Annotated in this window: 14 protein-coding genes; 4 read left to right on the top strand and 10 right to left on the bottom strand. The window is 62.7% G+C overall.

Features of this window, described 5'->3' with window-relative positions; translation table 11 throughout:
- Positions 1-908 (top strand): DNA polymerase (locus B3V69_RS16005; protein ID WP_296448005.1); only part of this gene is annotated, 908 nt, incomplete at its 5' end.
- Between the two features lie 58 nt (positions 909-966).
- On the opposite strand, the gene B3V69_RS16000 is transcribed toward B3V69_RS16005, so the two are convergent.
- Positions 967-2,199 (bottom strand): GGDEF domain-containing protein, encoded by a 1,233-nt coding sequence (locus tag B3V69_RS16000; RefSeq protein ID WP_296448004.1) that lies wholly within the window; start codon positions 2,197-2,199, stop codon positions 967-969.
- 274 nt (positions 2,200-2,473) lie between these two features.
- Here B3V69_RS16000 and B3V69_RS15995 point away from each other — a divergent pair, with 274 nt between their 5' ends.
- Positions 2,474-3,277 carry a ZIP family metal transporter gene (locus tag B3V69_RS15995; RefSeq protein ID WP_296448003.1) on the top strand — a complete coding sequence of 268 codons (804 nt, stop codon included), beginning with the start codon at positions 2,474-2,476 and terminating at the stop codon, positions 3,275-3,277.
- Positions 3,278-3,307: 30 nt separating this feature from the next.
- Here the strand turns inward: B3V69_RS15995 and B3V69_RS15990 are convergent, their stop codons facing one another.
- The 6 genes from B3V69_RS15990 to B3V69_RS15965 form a co-directional block, all read right to left on the bottom strand.
- Positions 3,308-4,180 (bottom strand): sulfurtransferase, encoded by an 873-nt coding sequence (locus B3V69_RS15990; protein ID WP_296448006.1) that lies wholly within the window; start codon positions 4,178-4,180, stop codon positions 3,308-3,310.
- 54 nt (positions 4,181-4,234) lie between these two features.
- Positions 4,235-5,122: a DMT family transporter gene (locus B3V69_RS15985; RefSeq protein WP_296448002.1), complete on the bottom strand. Its 888-nt coding sequence runs from the start codon at positions 5,120-5,122 to the stop codon at positions 4,235-4,237.
- A gap of 3 nt (positions 5,123-5,125) precedes the next feature.
- Positions 5,126-6,262: an aromatic ring-hydroxylating oxygenase subunit alpha gene (locus B3V69_RS15980; RefSeq protein WP_296448001.1), complete on the bottom strand. Its 1,137-nt coding sequence runs from the start codon at positions 6,260-6,262 to the stop codon at positions 5,126-5,128.
- A 130-nt stretch (positions 6,263-6,392) separates the two neighbouring features.
- Entirely contained in the window at positions 6,393-7,655 is a 1,263-nt protein-coding gene (locus B3V69_RS15975; protein ID WP_296448000.1) for an NAD(P)/FAD-dependent oxidoreductase, read from the bottom strand.
- 55 nt (positions 7,656-7,710) lie between these two features.
- Positions 7,711-8,292: a thioredoxin fold domain-containing protein gene (locus tag B3V69_RS15970; protein ID WP_296447999.1), complete on the bottom strand. Its 582-nt coding sequence runs from the start codon at positions 8,290-8,292 to the stop codon at positions 7,711-7,713.
- A gap of 61 nt (positions 8,293-8,353) precedes the next feature.
- Entirely contained in the window at positions 8,354-9,634 is a 1,281-nt protein-coding gene (locus B3V69_RS15965; protein ID WP_296447998.1) for a cation:proton antiporter, read from the bottom strand.
- Between the two features lie 118 nt (positions 9,635-9,752).
- On the opposite strand from B3V69_RS15965, the gene B3V69_RS15960 reads away from it, so the two are divergent.
- Positions 9,753-10,094, top strand: coding sequence for an HPF/RaiA family ribosome-associated protein (locus B3V69_RS15960; protein WP_296447997.1), 342 nt, complete (start codon positions 9,753-9,755; stop codon positions 10,092-10,094).
- A gap of 4 nt (positions 10,095-10,098) precedes the next feature.
- On the opposite strand, the gene B3V69_RS15955 is transcribed toward B3V69_RS15960, so the two are convergent.
- Positions 10,099-11,850, bottom strand: a complete 1,752-nt coding sequence (locus B3V69_RS15955; RefSeq protein WP_296447996.1) for a sensor domain-containing protein — start codon at positions 11,848-11,850, stop codon at positions 10,099-10,101.
- Positions 11,851-12,102: 252 nt separating this feature from the next.
- The gene (locus B3V69_RS15950; RefSeq protein WP_296447995.1) at positions 12,103-12,375 is read right to left on the bottom strand and encodes a hypothetical protein; all 273 of its coding nucleotides are present in this window, start codon (positions 12,373-12,375) and stop codon (positions 12,103-12,105) included.
- Between the two features lie 39 nt (positions 12,376-12,414).
- Here B3V69_RS15950 and B3V69_RS15945 point away from each other — a divergent pair, with 39 nt between their 5' ends.
- The gene (locus tag B3V69_RS15945) at positions 12,415-12,684 is read left to right on the top strand and encodes a hypothetical protein (protein ID WP_296447994.1); all 270 of its coding nucleotides are present in this window, start codon (positions 12,415-12,417) and stop codon (positions 12,682-12,684) included.
- Positions 12,685-12,733: 49 nt separating this feature from the next.
- On the opposite strand, the gene B3V69_RS15940 is transcribed toward B3V69_RS15945, so the two are convergent.
- Positions 12,734-13,444, bottom strand: a complete 711-nt coding sequence (locus B3V69_RS15940; protein WP_296447993.1) for a haloacid dehalogenase type II — start codon at positions 13,442-13,444, stop codon at positions 12,734-12,736.
- Positions 13,445-13,535: the final 91 nt, after the last annotated feature.

Below are 13,535 nucleotides of genomic sequence, written 5' to 3'. Positions count from 1 at the left end.
TGCTGGAATATCGCGGCATGGCGAAACTCAAATCCACCTACACCGACAAGCTGCCGCTGATGGTGGATAGAGAAACAGGGCGCGTGCACACCAGTTATTCGCAGGCGGTCGCGGTGACCGGGCGGCTGGCTTCAAGCGATCCCAACCTGCAGAACATCCCCATCCGCACCGAGCTGGGACGGCGCATCCGCCAGGCCTTCATCCCGTGGCCGGGCAATGTCCTGATCAGCGCCGACTACAGCCAGATCGAGCTGCGCATCATGGCCCACATCAGCGGCGACGCGGCGCTCTTGTTGGCTTTCCATGACAACATGGACGTGCACCGGGCCACGGCGGCCGAGGTGTTCGGCGTCTCGACCGCCCAGGTCACCAGCGAGCAGCGCCGTTACGCCAAGGTCATCAACTTCGGTCTGATTTACGGCATGAGCGCCTATGGCCTGGCGCGTGCCCTGAGCATCGACAACACGGCGGCCAAGAACTACATCGAGCGCTATTTCGACCGTTACCCCGGCGTCAAGCTGTATATGGACCACACGCGTCAGAGTGCCAAGGCCACGGGCTATGTGGAGACGGTGTTTGGCCGTCGCCTGTACCTGCCCGAGATCAACTCGCCCAATGGTCCGCGCCGCAGCGGTGCCGAGCGTGCCGCCATCAACGCGCCGATGCAGGGCACGGCGGCGGACCTGATCAAGCTCAGCATGGTCAAGGTGCAGCAGGTGCTGGACGAAGAAAAACGCGGCACCAAAATGATCATGCAGGTGCATGACGAACTGGTGTTTGAAGTGCCGCAAGCCGAGGTCGACTGGGTCAGGCATGAGATCCCGCGCTTGATGGCGGGTGTGGCGCATCTCAAGGTGCCCTTGCTGGCCGAGGTGGGCGTGGGACCGAACTGGGACAAGGCGCATTGAGCCGCGCGTTAATGTGAAAGTGTGAAAGTGTGAAAGTCGGACCGAGCCTGGCGGACGGTCAGCTCAACGGGGAGGGCTGGGTGCGGGGCGTGTCCTTGTCGATTTCCCAGTCGGCCTGGTCGGCCACTTCGTAGTGTGCCCGGCCGCTGGTTTTGGCGCGGTACATGGCGGTGTCGGCGGCATTGACCAGCGAGGCCGGGTTCAGCGTGGCGTCGGGCAACAGACACGCGATGCCAATGCTGAAGGTCACATGGGGCGCCGTGACCGATGTGGCGTGCGGCAAGGCTTTTTCTTCGATCAGGTCCAGGCAGTTCTGAGCGGTTTCGCAGGCGTGCGCCATATCGGCGCCAGGCAGCAGCATCACAAATTCTTCGCCGCCATAGCGCGCGACCAGTTCGCCGGCGCGGCGCACGCATTGGCCCAAAACGCTGGCCACCCGCCGCAGGCACTCATCGCCGGCCACATGGCCATAGCAATCGTTGTAATTCTTGAAGTGATCAATATCGACCATCAGGAGACTCAGGGGGGTGACGCTGCGCGCGGCCCGTTGCCATTCGACTTCCAGGGCTTCGTCAAAGCGTCGGCGGTTGGCCAGGCCGGTTAACTCGTCGGTCGCCGACTGTTGGGCCAATCGCCGGTTGCTGGCCTCCAGCATTCTGCCTTTGCGCACCAGTTCCGTGACATCGACCCAAGAGGCCACCAGAAAGCCTTCGGGGGTTCGGGTCTCGTAGGTATTCACCCACTGGTTGCCCGCAAGTTCCTTCAACTGCGGCTCCGTGTGCGTTCCGCGCGTTGCCAGTCGCTGTGTCAGCCACTCCTGTTCGCGGCCGATGGCCGCCGGGACCAGATGTTGTTTCAGTTTGGCTCGCACCAGGGCTTCAAAGCTCTGCCCGATGTCCGCCGGTGTATGAAAATTGACGCGCATCAAGTTGAGTTTCTTGTTGTAAAGCACCAACCTGTCGTGCTCGTCCCAAATTTCCACGCCGACGTCCAGCGCATCCAGGCTGGAGGCCAGCAATTGGCGGGCCTGCAGCGAATCCAGCTTCGTCGGCGACATGGGCCGCTGCGGCTCGATCGGGGCTTCACGGGGGGGGACGATTTTTCGCCACAGCAAGAGGGACACGGCCACTGCGCAGAGTGCTGCGCCCAGTCCGAGCAGGGTTGGGCCTTGCCACGACATACCGCCCGGCATTCGGGCGATCCACCACCACGCCCCCGCTTCGGATACGAGCGCCAATAACGCCAGTAGCGGCAGCCACAGTGACTTGTCAGAGTTGCGTGGGAATCTCATGGACGAATACATTATCCGGTCAGTCCGGAATGCGTGTTATGCGATTTCTCAATGGAAACAAGCCCGATTCGCCCTGACTGCAGCAAACTGGCGCCGTTTTTGGGGCAGGATGGGCCTTTGATAAACCGCCCGCGTCGGCACCGGGTCGCCGGATGACGCCCCTCCTTGACACGGTTGATAAGATAAACGGCAGGTACATCACCGACCACGACGGAAGTCCGGGTTCTGGTGGTCAAATAGGGCTCTGGCCCTCATTAAGAAAGCGCGAATAGCTATGATTTTGATAGCAATTGTATTGGGAACCCTGGCGGCCGGTATTGGCAGTGTCTGGTTGGCGGCACTATTGAGCTTTGGTGTGTTGGCACGCTACACGCAGCACATGCTCAGCCTGGCAGCCGGTGCCTTGCTGGCCACCGCCTTCATGCATCTGTTGCCCGAGGCGTTCGAGAGCCAGACCAGTGCGCATGATTTGTTCATGACGCTGCTGGTAGGCCTGATATTTTTCTTTTTGCTCGATAAAGCCGAGTTGTGGCACCACGGGCATGAGCATCACCAAGCATTGCCGCACGACCACGACCACGACCACGACCCGGCCCCGCACCCGACTGTCCACAGCCACGCACCCAAAGCCGGTACCTGGGCGGTGCTGACGGGGGACAGCGTGCATTGCTTTGGCGACGGCGTGCTGATCGCCTCGGCCTTCATGGCCGACATGCGATTGGGTGCCATTGCCTCGCTCGCGGTGTTGGCGCACGAGGTGCCGCACCACATGGGCGACCTGATGGTGTTGCGAACCGGCACCAGCAATAAACGTGCGGCGCTGGTCAAGGTGTCACTGGCCGGGGCCGTGACCGCTTTGGGTGGATTGGTGGGTTATTGGCTGGTGGAGCGCCTGCAGGGCTATCTACCGTATTTTCTGGTGGTGGCTTCCAGCAGTTTTGTGTACGTGGCGCTGGCGGATTTGATTCCCCAATTGCAAAAACGCCTGACGGCCCGGGAGACGGCTGCGCAGATTGCGTGGTTGCTCGCAGGCATCGTGCTGGTGACCTGGGTCAGCGGACTGGCACATGGGCACTAAAGCGGCCCCCTGCGATTCAAGCTGCTTCGTTCAGCCCTGGGCCACAGGACGCGCCGGGTTGCTGCACCACTCGCTCCAGCTGCCGGCATAAAGCCCGGTGCGGCCCAGGCCGGCCACTTCCATGGCGATGATATTGGGCACGGCGCTGACGCCGCTGCCGCAGTGGTGCACCACGCTGGCGGGGTCGCGCCCCGCCAGCAGAGCGTCAAACTCGGCCCGCAGCTCGCTGGCTGGCTTGAACTTGCCGTCAGCGCCCAAATTCAGGTTGAACGGACGATTCAGCGCGCCGGGGATATGACCCGCCACCGGGTCCAGCGGTTCCACCTCGCCCCGAAAGCGCGGCACGCCCCGGGCGTCGATGAGGCTCAAGCCCGGTCGCCCCAGCTGCTTTGCTATTGTTTCAGTAGCTATCAGCGTAGTCTTGGCGGGGGCTAGAGCGTAATTTGATGTAGAGGCTGGTGCGCCGGTGCCGACTGACAATCCGCTGCGGGTTTCGCCGCCCATTGCCTGCCAGGCCTGCAAGCCGCCGTCCAGCACGGCGACCGCCTCATGGCCGACCCATTTGAGCATCCACCACAGGCGGCCGCAGTAGTTGGCGCCCTGGCGGTCGTACACCACGGCCTGCATGCTGTTGCTGAAGCCGACGCTGCCGAGCCAGGCGGCAAAGGATTCACGAGAGGGCAGGGGGTGACGGCCGCCCGATGCCGCATCAGGCGCCGACTTGGCCGCGCTCAGGTGCTGGTCGAGGTCGGCGCGCACGGCGCCGGGGATGTGCGCCTGCAGGTATTGCTGCTCGCCCGCCCCAGGCTGCATCAGCTCAAAACTGCAGTCAAACACCATGCACGGCTGGCCGCTCGTCTGCAGGGTCTGGAGCTGGGGTGCGGAGATCAGGGTGCTGTACATCGGACCGGTTTCCTTATTAACGCGAAAGTTAGCGAAGGGTTCCATGTTTCAGGTTCAGTGCTCTTCCGCCGGGGCGTTGGGCAGGGTGCGCGTGCGCAGCACGGTGGCGGCCAGGCCGCTGGCCACGATCAGGCCCATGCCGACCCAGCCCAGCGGCGCAATATGGTCGCCGAACAGCAGCAGGCTGTAGAAGGCGGCAAACACAATGCCGGAGTACTGCAAATTGGCCACCAGCAGCGTGGAGCCGCGGCTGTAGGCGCGCGTCATGCACCACTGGCCCAGCGAAGCCAGCACGCCAATCGGCACCAGCCAGCTGGCGGCCTGCCAGCTCACCGCCGACCAGGGTGTCAGGCCCGTGAACGCAATGCCGACGCAGCCGGCGACGGCCGAGCCGACCGAGAAATAAAACACCGTGCGCCCCTCGGGCTCGCCGAGCTTGCCCAGCGCCGTGACCTGCATGTAGGCCAGCGCCGCGCCCAGCCCTGACAGCAGGCCAATCAGTCCGGCAAACAGCTGGTGCTGGTCCAGCGTCGGGCGCAACATCATCACCACGCCGACAAAGCTGGTCAGCACGGTGGCCATCAGCGGGCCCTGGCGTTGCGCCTGACCGTACAGCACGGCCCCGCCCACAATGAAAGCGGCGACCCAGACGCCACTCATGTAGTTCAGTGTCATGGCGGTGGCCAGCGGCAGGTGGGCGATGGCATAAAACCAGGAGCCCAGCGACAGCACGCCGATGAGGCAGCGCCACGCGTGCATCATGGGGATGGCGGTGCGCAAGGACGTGCCGCGCGCACGCAACACCAGGACCATGAAGATCACGCTCACCACGCCGCGGTAGAACACCAGCTCGAAGGTGTTGAAACTGCCGGACGCGACCTTGATACCCACCGCCATGGTGGCAAAGAAAAACGCAGCCAGAACCATCCAAAGCGCTTGCATGGGCTAGGGCTGGATTTGGCGGCGATACCAATCGTGAAAATGCTGCATGCCGTCTTCCATCGGGCTCTGGTAAGGCCCGACCTCGTTGTCGCCGCGCCGCAGCAGCGCGCGGCGCCCGGCGTCCATGCGCTCGCCGATCTCGTCGTCCTCAATGCAGGTTTCCATGTAGGCGGCTTGCTGGGCTTCGACAAATTCGCGCTCGAAGGCCTGAATTTCTTCCGGGTAATAGAACTCGACCATGTTCAGGGTCTTGTTCACGCCCATCGGGTGCAGCGTGGAGACGGTCAGCACATGCGGATACCACTCGACCATGATGTGCGGGTAGTAGGTCAGCCAGATGGCGCCATATTTGGGTGGCGCGCCCTTGCGGTAGGCGTGCAGCGCATCCTGCCAGCGCTGGTAAACCGGCGAGCCGGCCGGGGCGGTCTGCGGCGCCAAGCCCACGGTTTGCACCGAGTAGTTTTCCTTGAATTCCCAGCGCAGGTCGTCGCAGGTCACAAAACCGCCCAGGCCGGGGTGGAACGGGCCGACGTGGTAGTCCTCCAGATAAACCTCGATAAAGGTCTTCCAGTTGTAGTTGCACTCGTGCATTTCGACCTTGTCGAGCACAAAACCGCTGAAATCCAGGTCAGCCCGCGGGCCCATGCCGGCCAGGTCGGCGTGGATATCGCGGCCATTGTCTTCAAACAGCAGGCCGTTCCACTCCTTGAGCTTGTAGTTGTTCAGGTTCAGGCAGGGGTCCTGCGCAAAATGGGGGGCGCCCAGCAGCGTGCCGGCGGGCTGCGACCCGCCGCCGCTGTAGGTCCAGCGGTGCAGCGGACACACGATGTTGCCGGACGCCGCGCCCGGCTGCGTGGTGTTGACCGAGCCGCGTCCGGTCAGCATCAGCGCCTGACGGTGGCGGCACACATTGGAAATGAGCTCGATGCCGCTGGGCGTATGCAGCAGGGCACGTCCCTGGGCCTCTTGCGGCAGGGTTGAATAGTCGCCCACGTTGGGCACACTCAAGCGATGACCCACGTAGCGGGGCCCGCGCTGGAAAATATCAGTGAGTTCGCGCTGGTATAGCGCTTCGTCGAAATAGCTTGAAACTGGTAGTTGGCCGGTGGCCTGCTGCAGTTGAAGACTTAAATCAGACATGGGTGACCTGACCTAAAGACTCCCCACAGGGAGATGCGCCAAGGCGCGGTAAAAAGGAAACCGGCCAGGGCCAGCAAAGTGGGCAGATTGTACCTGCCGGCCCATGTGAGCGCGGCCGCAGCCACCACCCTCACCGGCGCCAGGCGTCGCGCGCCTGCATCCACCAGTAGCTCGCCTGGGCCGCCAGCCGCCCCAGCGCGCCAAAGGTCGGGGGCAGGCCGTAGCTTTCAAAACCGGGCGGCAGGGCGCCCTGGCCACTCAAGGCCTGGGCCAGCAGCTCACCCGCCATCGTGGTCGGCGCCACGCCGTGGCCACCAAAACCCATGGCGTACCACAGGCCATTGGGCAAGCGCCCGATCTGCGGCATTTTGTGGCGCGCATAGCTCATCATGCCGCTCCAGGCATGGGTGATACGCACGTCGCGCAACTGGGGGTAGACCCGAACCAGGTCGGCGCGCAGCAGGCGCTCCACCTGAGCCGGTGCGCGGTCCTTGATGGAAATGCGCCCGCCCCAGAGCAAGCGGGTGTCGCTCAGCGGCCGGTAGTAGTCAAAGGCAAAACGCGTGTCGTACACCGCCGCTTGCGTGCGCATGACGCTCTGCAGCCGCTGGCCCAGCGGCTCGGTGGTCACCACATAGGTGGCAATCGGCAGCACGGCGCGCGCCAGCGCCGGGTACAGCCGCTCGATATAACCGCCACAACACACCACCACCTCGCGGGCCCGAATGCGCGCCTGCGCGGTCTGCAACTGCCAGCCCGCGCCTTGTCGTGTGATCGACTGCACCGCGGACGACTCGTGCACGGCCACGCCGCCACCCTGCAGTTGCCGCGCCAGACCCTGGGCGTACTTGAGCGGATGAAAGTGAAACGCGTTGGATTCAAACAGCGCACCGTGATAGCGCTTAGTCACGAGCAGCTCGCGCACCTGCTCGCGCGACAGCCAGTCCCACTGCACATCAAACTGCGTTTGCATCAGGCGCTGGAGTTCGCGCAAGGCGCGTTCGTCGCGAAACCAGTCGGCCAGCAGCACACCGCTGTACTGGGCATCGCAGTCGATCTGGTACTGGGTGATGCGCTGCCGTATGCGCTGCACGGCGTCGAGCGTGAGCTGATAGAGAGCGCGCGCCTGCTGCAGTCCGAGTTGGCGGATCAGCTCGGCATTGTCCAGACTGAAACCACCAAACACGAAGCCGCCGTTGCGTCCGGAGGCCCCGTGACCCACGGTCTGGGCTTCCAGCAGCATGACGTTCTTGGCACCACGCTCCAGCAGGCTCATAGCGGTCGCCAGGCCAGCGTAGCCGCCGCCCACAATCACCACGTCGACCTCTACCTGGCCGACGAGGGCGGGAAACGCCAGCGACGGGTCAGCCGTGCTCTGGTAGTAGGTCAGCATGGGCCCAGTTTAGCGCCAGGCCTGGCGCTGCCGGCCAAACGGATTGAACGCTGAATCAGGGTTGATCAAGGCCAAGAAACGCGGCCAGCGCTGGCGTGTCCAGGGCCCCGGTATTGGTCACCACTTGGCCGGTGCGCTGGTTCTTGGCCAGGATGTAGGGTACGGACTCACCGCCCAGGCTGTTGAACAACTGGGTGTTTTTCTTGATGGCCAGTTCCAGATCGGCCGGCACACTGGACGAAGCCGCGATGCCCCCGGTGCCTGCCAATATGGATTTTTCATGTTCCGCCATCAGCTCCGCCGGATTGGCCGCCGACAGCAGCGCGGCCCCTTGCGGAGCGCTCTTGGGGCTGATGAAGGCCACCGGGAGCCACACGAACTTGACCTTGTTATGCAGGGGCAGCGAGGCCTCCCACAGGTGGCCGCAATGCGGGCACTGGGGGTCGAACAGCACATACACGGGGTTGGCGCTCATCATGGCGCCGACCGTGAAGCCCTTGCCTTGCGCTGCCGCCGCCTCATAAGGCAGCGCGGGTTTGGCCATGGCAGCCTTGTCCGCTGCATCCTGCGGTGAACAGCCGACGACCCCCAGAAGCAGGGCCGCGAAAAAGGGAAGAGCGAAGTTTGCGAGTTTCACGAGGTTTCCTTCGTTGAGATGTTCCTGGACCGCATTTTGACAGCGATGCAGGCACCAAGGCTCAGAGGGTTGTTCGCGGCTTGCCGCGGCGCCAGAATTGCCCCATCAAGGGTTTGACGCTGATGCCGTGCAGAAGAATGGAGAGCGTCACCACAATCAGGGTCAGGTTGATCAATGGCAGGGCCAGCGCTTCGGGCAGCCCGTGTTGTATGGCGTACATCATGTAGTAGAGCGAGCCGATTCCGCGCACGCCGAACCAGCCTGTCAAACCGACTATGCGCCATGAGGTGCCCGTGCCCAACAGGCCGACGAGAACACTGATCGGGCGCGCCACCATGAACAAAAACAGGGCCAGCCCGACCCCGTCCCAGCTCCACGAGCTGAGAAACAGGGTGCCGCCGACCAGGATTATCAGGACCAGTTCCGACAGCCGTTCCAGATGCTCCTTGAATACCAGCGCGCCTTTGCTGACCGTGGGTGGCAAGGGCTCAGGATCCGGGTGGGCAGCCATCGAAGCCCGCGCCGCTTTGGCCAGTTTCATCTCGGTCTGGCGCAGCGCGACGGCGGCGAAAAAAACCGCCAGGAAACCCCAGGCGTGCAGCAGCACCGTCAAGCCGTATACAACACCAATCAGCCCCAGGCCCAGGAAGTCGTCCATCAGTTCATGTTTGTGCGGCTCACGGCGCAGTTTCCAACCCAGACGAGCCAGCGCAATACCGGCCACGACGCCGATGGCAATACCGCCCACCGGGGCCCACAGCGCATCGACCACGATCCAGCGCAAGCCCCCGTCGCCCAGATCATGCAGACCCAGCAAACCCAGCCCCAGCATCACAAACGGGAACGCGCTGCCGTCGTTCATGCCAGCTTCGCAGGTCAGGGTAAAGCGCAGCTGGTCGCGGTCGCCGGGGTGGCGGATTTGCACATCGGTGGCCAGCACCGGATCGGTCGGCGCCACGATCGCGCCCAGCAGCACGCCAGCGCCCAGCGGCAGCCGCAGCACGTAGCAGGCGAAGGCCGCGACCATCGCCACCGTCACGCTCATGGACACGGTCGCCAGCAGAATCGGCGCACGCCAGCGCGCAAAACTGAACGGTGCGGGCATCTTGATGCCGGCGGAAAACAGGGAAATCAACACCGCCACTTCAGTAAGCACTTCCAGCAGCGCTGATTCCTTGAGCGGATTGAAATGAAAGACATTGAGCACGCTCGGACCCACCAGCAGCCCCACCGCCAGATAAATAATGGCGGCCGTGACCGGTGAACGCTGGAGCAGGGTGGAGGTGAGGCCGCGCACCAGCATCAAGCCGCCGACGAGCATGAACCATTGCGCGCTAGTCATGGCGACGGTGCAGATACATGGTTGACAGTTTAGGCCAGGACATTCCGGGGCACCTGTGACATGCGGTAAACCTCTCTTTGTCCTACATCAGCTCGCCAGAAAAGGCAAATAATGAAGCATGCAAATCCAAATCAATACCGACCATCACATCGAAGGTCACGAGGCGCTGGTGGCGTGGGCCACTGGTGAAGTAAAAACTGCCTTGAGTCGGCACAGTGATCACGTCACGCGGGTGGAGGTTCACCTGAGCGACGAGAACGGTCACAAGAGCGGTCAGAACGACAAGCGCTGCGTGATGGAAGCCCGCGTGCAAGGCCGCCAGCCCTTGGCTGTCACCCACCACGCGGAGAATTTGAAGCAGGCCGTCACCGGCGCATCAGACAAGTTGACCCGATTGATCGCCAGCACCCTCGGACGTGCCGCGCGCTCCGAAGCGGCGCCGGACCCACTTGACTCCTAGCTATTTATTGCCCCGTCGACGGCGCAGCCTCGTGCGGCAGGTCGAAGCCGGTGAGGATGAGCATTTCAGCTTCATGGGCGGCCACCGGGCGCGAGTACAGAAAGCCCTGACAGTATTCGGCACCCATGGCGTTCAGAATGTCGGCCTGGACCGCCAGCTCCACACCCTCGCAGATCACATCGAGCCCCAGCTTGTGAGCCAGGTGGACGATGGTTTCAACGAAATGCCGGGCGTTTTCGTTTTTGTGCATGTTCATGATGAACGAGCGATCCACCTTGAGCGTGTCGATCGGCAGGCGGTGCAAATAGCTGAGCGATGAATAGCCGGTGCCGAAATCGTCCAGCAGCAGGCGGATCTGCATCTTTTTCAAACGCTTGAGCAGGGCGATCGCGTCGTCGGCGTTTTCCATCATCACGCTCTCCGTGATCTCCAGCTTGAGCAGGGTGGGCGGCAGACCGCTGTCGGCCAGCGCGCTGACAACATCGGCGAGCAGTTCGGAGTGCAGCAGTTGGCGCGCCGACAGATTGACGCTGACCGTCAAGGGTGGCGCGTCGGGCCGCTGGCCCTGCCACGCACGGGCCTGGCGGCAGGCTTCGCGCAGCACCCAACGGCCAATCGGCACGATCATCCCGGTTTCCTCGGCCACCGGGATGAACTCCACCGGCGAGATCAAGCCCTTGACCGGATGACGCCAGCGCACCAGCGCTTCGAAACCGGCCAGTCGGCGGTCGGTCAGGGAAACAATCGGCTGGTAATAGGCCTCGAATTCGCCACGTTCGAGCGCCTGGCGCAAGTCCAGCTCCAGCTCCAGGCGGCGCACCGCCCGGTCGTGCATTTCCTGGATGAACACCACATAGCTGCCGCCGCCTTGCGCCTTGGCGCGCACCATCGCCATGTTGGCGTCCCGCACCATTTCGTCGGCCGTCTGCGGCGTCGTCCCGCCGACCACGATGCCGAAGGAGACGCTGGTGAACACCTGGTGTCCATCGAGTTCGAAAGGCAGTACCAGTTTTTCCTGGATGCGCTTGACCACCAGCAGCGTGGCACTGACATCGCGAATGTCTTCGAGCAGCAGGGCAAACTCGTCGCCAGCCACCCTGGCGGCCATGTCGGTCGGGCGGATGATGCTGCGCACGACGCTGGCCACGCTCATCAGCAGCAGGTCGCCCATGCGGTGGCCCAGGCTGTTGTTGATCACCTTGAAGCGGTCGATGCCGCAATAAAGCACGGCGAATTGCAGATCCTTGCGGCGCTCGCTGCGGCGCTGCGTGTGTTCCAGGCGGTCGAGAAACAGGCTGCGATTGGGCAGGCCAGTCAGACCATCGACGAACATATCGGGCAACTGGGCGTTGCTGCCGTCGAGATTGATCGCGGTTTCATGCGCGCAGGCGTAATAAACCTTCTCGTCGGGGTCAAAGTTCACATTCCAGACCGCCCCCAGATAGCTGCCGTCCTGGCGGCCGCAGCGGGTGGTAAAGCGCAACGTGGGGTTTTCCGGGCTCAGGGTGGCGAGTTTTTCGGCACACGCTGCGCGATCATCCGGGTGCAGCAAATCGAGAAATTTCCAGCGCTGCAGCTCGCTGTGCGGATAGCCCAGCGTGGTCGACCAAGACTCACTGATCATGCCCAGACCCCAGTCCTGCTCGAACACCAGTAACAGGGACTCCGGCAGCTTGAAAAACGAGCTTTTCAGCGGAAGTGTGTTCTCGCGGCTACGGTACATGGTCTGAGTATCCTGCAATGACGTCGCTTTCAAGGGGTTGATTGTTATTTATTATGCAAGGGGCACTCGGAAAAGAAACTCATTCCCGTTTGCTGGATAGCCGTCCTGCGTGAGCGCATTGAAGCATGAAGTGGATGGCGCGAATGTCACCGTGCCGGGTGAATGCCCAATGCAAGCATTTTCAATGCGCCCATCCAACTTTTCCAGATGCGGTCACCTGTGCGACTGTTGTTTCATCTTTATGAGGGAACCGCCAGGGCCTGGCGTGCCCCGCAGTTTCTTGAATCAGCTCTTCAATAAATGCCCGCATTTTTCATTGCGTTCGTTCGCGATATCGGCGTCTTTCAATATTGAGGAGATTCCATGCTGTGAAAAAATTTTCAGTTCGCCCTGGTCGGTACCGTGCTGGGTGCGCTCGCCTTGCTTCATCTCGCCCCGGCCCAGTCGACCGAAGAATTGGTCATCGGGCAGGGGGTGCCGCTGACCGGCACGATTTGCCGGCACCGGCAGTGAGTACCAGGTCGGTGGCAAGGTGTACTTCGACCATATCAAGCCCATGCGAGCACCTGCACACGGTCGGCCCTGGCGAAACTCGGCTTGAAAGCCGTGGCCACGGGCGGCTACGACCGCAGCAAACCCGAAGAAGTAGACGCCGCTGTGGCGGCAATCACCGCGGGCAAAATTCTCGTCGAAGCGATCCGCCGCGCGGGTGCCGACCCTACGCGCCGGAAGATCATCACCCAGCGAGAGAAAATGAACAGCTCCGACGTGGGCGGTTTCAAGGTGGGCTTTTCGCCCGACAACGGCGTGGGCTCGAAATATGTTGAAGTGACCGTGATTGGGCGGGACGGCAGACTGCTGCGCTGAGCAACGCCGAGAGGCCCCCCCGATGCACGACCAAAAATGGCCCGCTGGATTAACCGCCCAACTGATCTGCCAGTGCTAAAAAGTCTTTGGCATGCAAGGTGTTGGCGGGGTTGGGTGCAACGTCTTTCGGGTGGGCCGCGCCAAACTCGGCCGGGCGCTCAATGTAGGCGGTCTGCAGGCCGCAGGCGCGCGCGGCGGCCAGGTCGTCTTGGTGCGTGGCCACCAGCATCACCTCAGCCGGGGCCACGTCAAACACCTGGGCCACGCCCAGGTAGGTGGCGGGGTCGGGTTTGTAGGCCCGAAACACCTCGGCCGACAGGATGCAGTCCCACGGCAGGCCGGCACGTTTGGCCATGTTGGTGAGCAGACCGATGTTGCCATTGGAGAGCGTGCAAATCAGATACCGCGATTTGAGCCGCGTGAGCCCTGCCACCACATCGGGCCACGGGTCCAGCCGGTGCCAGACTTTGTTCAGGTGCTGCTTTTGCGTCTCGCTCAGATCAGCCAGGCCGAATGGCCCCAAAATCTGGTCGAGGATGATGCGGTGCAGATCGTCAATCAACGTCCAGCCCAGCTCGCCAGACATCACCCGGCGCATGGCGGGTTTATAACCGTCACGCCAGGCGTTCGCAAAGGCGTCGCCGTCCACCCCCGGCCGCAGGGCCTGTACCTCGCGGGCAATACCGCTGTGCCAGTCGACCGCGGTGCCGAAGGTATCAAACGCCAGAACTTTGGGGTGGGATGGAAATGGTGTGCTCATCTGATCATTATCAACAACTGGTGCGGGTCAGCGGCTCGGAATCTGACTTGGCTGCCGGTTCTTCAAGACGCAGATTCAACTACGAAGTGCA

It is taken from the genome of Rhodoferax sp. UBA5149 (assembly GCF_002413825.1).
Classification (GTDB): domain Bacteria; phylum Pseudomonadota; class Gammaproteobacteria; order Burkholderiales; family Burkholderiaceae_C; genus Rhodoferax.
This window is presented reverse-complemented; position numbering and strand designations above follow the sequence as displayed.